The sequence below is a fragment of the Neisseria sp. P0022.S010 genome, from assembly GCF_051956635.1.
In genome coordinates this window covers 1-4,292 of sequence record NZ_JBQCXF010000251.1, presented here as the reverse complement: position 1 = coordinate 4,292, position 4,292 = coordinate 1, and the positions used below count along the sequence as shown (strand labels likewise).

At 51.4% G+C, this 4,292-nt stretch carries 4 protein-coding genes; 2 read left to right on the top strand and 2 right to left on the bottom strand.

Features of this window, described 5'->3' with window-relative positions:
* Positions 1-52: 52 nt before the first annotated feature.
* On the top strand, positions 53-1,087 hold the full coding sequence (pyrC, locus tag ACTHUT_RS14715; RefSeq protein WP_250600036.1) for a dihydroorotase: 1,035 nt from the start codon (positions 53-55) through the stop codon (positions 1,085-1,087).
* A 133-nt stretch (positions 1,088-1,220) separates the two neighbouring features.
* On the opposite strand, the gene ACTHUT_RS14710 is transcribed toward pyrC, so the two are convergent.
* Positions 1,221-1,784 (bottom strand): RBBP9/YdeN family alpha/beta hydrolase, encoded by a 564-nt coding sequence (locus ACTHUT_RS14710; RefSeq protein WP_250590233.1) that lies wholly within the window; start codon positions 1,782-1,784, stop codon positions 1,221-1,223.
* 384 nt (positions 1,785-2,168) lie between these two features.
* On the opposite strand from ACTHUT_RS14710, the gene trhA reads away from it, so the two are divergent.
* Entirely contained in the window at positions 2,169-2,795 is a 627-nt protein-coding gene (trhA, locus tag ACTHUT_RS14705; protein ID WP_049329915.1) for a PAQR family membrane homeostasis protein TrhA, read from the top strand.
* A 58-nt stretch (positions 2,796-2,853) separates the two neighbouring features.
* On the opposite strand, the gene ACTHUT_RS14700 is transcribed toward trhA, so the two are convergent.
* Entirely contained in the window at positions 2,854-4,284 is a 1,431-nt protein-coding gene (locus ACTHUT_RS14700) for an alanine/glycine:cation symporter family protein (RefSeq protein WP_250600038.1), read from the bottom strand.
* Between the last annotated feature and the right edge of the window lie 8 nt (positions 4,285-4,292).

The window sequence follows — 4,292 nt, the reverse complement described above, 5'->3', positions numbered from 1 at the left end:
CGAATAAAGGCCGTCTGAAACATTATCAAACCAAACCACTCGAAAGTAAGCTATGCAAACCCTGACCATCATCCGCCCCGACGATATGCACTTACACCTGCGCGACGGCGACGCACTCAAAGCCGTTACCCCGTACACCGCCCGACAAATGGGCCGCGCGGTTATCATGCCCAACCTGAAGCCGCCCGTCGTCAGCGTTGCCGATGCCCAAGCATACAAAGAGCGCATTATGGCCGCCCTGCCCGAAGGCAGCGCTTTCCAGCCGTTGATGACGCTTTATTTGACCGACAACGCCACTCCCGAACTCGTGCGTGAAGCCAAGGCTGCCGGTATTGTGGCTTTTAAACTCTATCCTGCAGGCGCGACCACCAATTCCGATTCCGGCGTGACCGACTTGTTCAAACTGATTCCCGTGTTGGAAGAAATGGCGAAACAGGGCATTTTGTTCTTGGTTCACGGCGAAGTAACCGATCCTGAAATCGATATTTTCGACCGCGAGGCCGCCTTTATCGAGCGTGTGATGAAGCCGGTTTTGGCGCAAGTGCCCAACCTCAAAGTCGTGTTTGAACACATCACCACTGCCGAGGCTGCACGACTGGTATTGGAAGCAGGCGATAATGTGGCCGCGTCTGTGACGCCGCAACACTTGCTGCTCAACCGCAACGACCTTTTGGTCGGCGGTGTGCACCCTCATCATTTCTGCTTGCCCGTACTCAAACGCGAAACCCACCGTCAGGCTTTGGTTGCCGCCGTTACCGGCGATAAGGCGCACAAATTCTTCCTCGGCACGGACTCTGCACCACATGCTAAAACTGCCAAAGAAAATGCTTGCGGTTGCGCCGGTATGTTCAGCGCGATGACGGCCATCGAGCTTTATGCCGAAGTGTTTGAGAAAGCGGGTGCGCTGGACAAACTGGAAGCCTTTGCTTCTAAAAACGGCCCACGTTTCTACGGTCTGCCTGAAAATACCGATACCATCACATTGGTCAAACAAACGCAAACCGTTCCTGCCAGCGTACCTTACGGCGATGGCGAGCTTGTACCGATGAGGGCTGGCGGCGAGATTGAATGGACGGTGCAATATTAAATTTGCCGTCAATAAGGCATAAAAAGAAACAACCTGCTTGAAAGGGCAGGTTGTTTTTTGTTGTCGTTCAGACGGCCTGTTATGGGGAGGGAAGACAGTCAAGGCCGTCTGAAAACAGGATTAGAGTGTGTATTTATTCGGTCAACATGGGTTTCAGTGCTTCCCAAGCCTGTGGCAGTTGGGTAAAACCGTCCGAAGCCATCAAATGGCCGCCTTCTGGAATATGGGTAACAGGGCTTTTGAGTTTGGCCGCCATGTCCAAAGTCAGTTCGGGCGGAACATGGGTGTCATTGTCGGAAACCAGGCAGTGTTTGGGCATATCGATTTTGCGCAGGATGTCGAAATCGGGGGACGCTGCTTTAATGTAGGCATCGAGCGTGGGCAGGGGCGGCAGTGTATCGGCAAAACCGGCGGCAAGCAACAGACCGCCGATTTTTTGCGGCTGTTGGCGGCTGAGGAAGTGAAGGAGTGTAATGCAACCGAGGCTGTGGCCGACTAGGAAGGTATGGGCATCAGGCTTGCCGATGTGCTGGTCAAGGGTAAACTGCCACGCGGTCGTGCTTGGTTTGTCGGGATTGGGCATGGCAAGGGAGATTGCTTGTGCGCCGGTGCTTTTGACTTGGGCGCAAAGCCAGTCAAACCAGTTGCCGTGCGGATTGCCTTCAAAGCCATGTACGATATAAACGCGTCGATTCATGTTTCTCCTCCTTCAGACGGCCTGAGATTTTGTCTAAATCTCTGCCTGTAAGCGTTTATTATACCATGTTTGTTTATGTTTTATTGTTTGCCGCTTTGTAAGGATGGTTGATTAAGCTTTTGTTGTTAAATGATATTTGCAAGAATAATAAAGCAAACAACACGGCAGGGGCGGATGGCGTTGCCGTGTTGTTCGGGTTTGAAATATATAGGGGCCGTCTGAAAAAGGGAAAGAATGGTTTGTTTGTTGCAAAGATGTTTTTGTTATATTGCAAGGCCGTGTTTTTCAGACGGCCTTTACGCTTTAACTTATTTTTAACCCGATTTCTCTGACGAAGTGCCTGTCTTGGCGTACACTTTGGTCTTTTATAAATGAGAATGGTTTATGTATCACGGCGAGAGATTTAATGCGTACAGCCATTTGGCCGGTTTCTTGTTGGCAGTGGCAGCCTTGGTGCTGATGCTGGTGAAAGCGGTAGAATCGGCGGACGGCTATCGGATTGCCGGTGCACTGACTTATGGAGTCTGTCTGCTGCTTCTGTATTTGGGCTCAACCTTATACCACAGTATTCCGCAGCCGAAGGCCAAGGCGATTTTGCAAAAGGTCGATCATTGCATGATTTATCTTTTAATTGCAGGCAGCTATACGCCGTTTACGCTGATTACCCTGCAGGGCGGTTGGGGCTGGTCGCTTTTCGGCGTGTCGTGGGGACTGGCTTTGCTGGGCATTGTTCAGGAGCTGACGATCGGGCGCAAAAGCGAGAAGCGGTTGTTGTCGATGGTGATTTATGTGTTGATGGGCTGGCTGATTGTGGTGGCGGTATGGCCGCTGATACAGTCGCTTTCGGCCGGTGGATTATTTTGGCTGGTGTTGGGCGGCGTATTGTATAGCGCGGGGATTTATTGGTTTATCAACGATACGAAAATCCGCCATGGCCACGGTATCTGGCACTTGTTTGTCTTGGCAGGCAGTTTGACGCAATTTATCAGCATTTATTTTTATGTGTTGTAGTTTCAGACGGCCTGGAATAAAAAACCTCTCAGTTTGACTGAGAGGTTTTTGTTTGTCGTCAACCTGGGTTTTTGTCGTGGAATTCGTGGAATTCATAGTTGTAGGTCAACTCTTTGCCAGCTTTGGTTTGCGCCAGATAATCGTCGTAAACAGCACGGATTTCCTTACGCAGCAGGAAGAGGGCGATTAAGTTTGGTAAGACCATAAAGCCGTTGAACATATCGGACATACTCCAAACCAAATCCACTTTGCCCAATGTACCCAATACGATGGCCACCAAAACCAGTGCGCGGTAGATGCCCAAATGTTTGCCGCGGAACAGGAAGCGGATATTGGATTCGCCGAAGTAGTACCAGCCGATGATGGTGGTAAAGGCGAAGAAGGTCAGACAGACGGCGAGCAATTGTGAACCAAAACCCGGGAAGGCTTTGTTAAACGCCAGTTGGGTAACCGCAGCGCCGGTTTCGCCTGACAGGTTGGCGTCGGTCAGCAGGATAATCAGCGCGGTTGCCGTGCAAACCATCAGCGTGTCGATAAAGATACCGATAAACGCGGCCATACCTTGTTGTACAGGGTGTTTGACGTTGGCGGTCGCATGAGCGTGCGGGGTCGAACCCATACCGGCTTCATTGGAAAACAGGCCGCGTGCCACACCGAAGCGGACTGCTTCGCGCATACCGATACCGGCCGCACCACCCAATACCGCTTCAGGATTGAAGGCGGCGACAAAAATATTGTGGAACATCGGAATGATGTGGTCGGAGAATTTGAACAAAATAATCACGGCACACAAGATGTAAATCACAGCCATAAACGGCACGACAAATTGCGCGATACCGGCAATGCGGTTGATGCCGCCGATGATAATCAGGCCGGCGAATACCGCCAAAGCAATGCCGACAGCCATCGGAGGAATATCGAAAGCCAAATTTATGGCCGAGGCGATAGAGTTGGATTGGGTCGCGTTACCGATGAAACCCAGCGCGATAATCAAGGCGATGGAGAAAAAACCGGACAGGAAACGCGCCGCGCCACGGCCGATTTTCGGAGTCAGGCCGTGCGTGATGTAAAACGCAGGGCCGCCGATGTATTTGCCGTGGCTGACCACGCGGTATTTTTGCGCCAAAACGGCTTCTGCAAAAATGGTAGACATGCCCAAAATGGCAGACAACCACATCCAAAAGATGGCACCCGGGCCGCCGGCAGTAATCGCAGTGGCGACACCGGCAACGTTACCGGTACCGATTTGCGCGGAAATCGCCACGGCAAGCGCTTGAAATTGAGACAGGGATTTGCCTTCGTGGTCTTTGTCTTTTTTGCTGAACAAGCCGCCGAAAACGGATTTGAAACCCGCCCCCAATTTGGTCACTTGCGGCGCGCCCAAGTACAGGGTAAAAAACAGGCCGATACCGATTAAGGCATAAATCAGCAGGTAGTCCCAAAGAACCTGATTGACTGCACCCACCAGAGCAGACAATATTTCTTCCATAATAAAAC

Excerpts from the sequence above, each read along its gene's own strand:
- pyrC (WP_250600036.1), top strand. The coding sequence starts at position 53 with ATGCAAACCCTGACCATCATCCGCCCCGACGATATGCACTTACACCTG.
- ACTHUT_RS14710 (WP_250590233.1), bottom strand. The coding sequence starts at position 1,784 with ATGAATCGACGCGTTTATATCGTACATGGCTTTGAAGGCAATCCGCAC.
- ACTHUT_RS14700 (WP_250600038.1), bottom strand. The coding sequence starts at position 4,284 with ATGGAAGAAATATTGTCTGCTCTGGTGGGTGCAGTCAATCAGGTTCTT.
- trhA (WP_049329915.1), top strand. The coding sequence starts at position 2,169 with ATGTATCACGGCGAGAGATTTAATGCGTACAGCCATTTGGCCGGTTTC.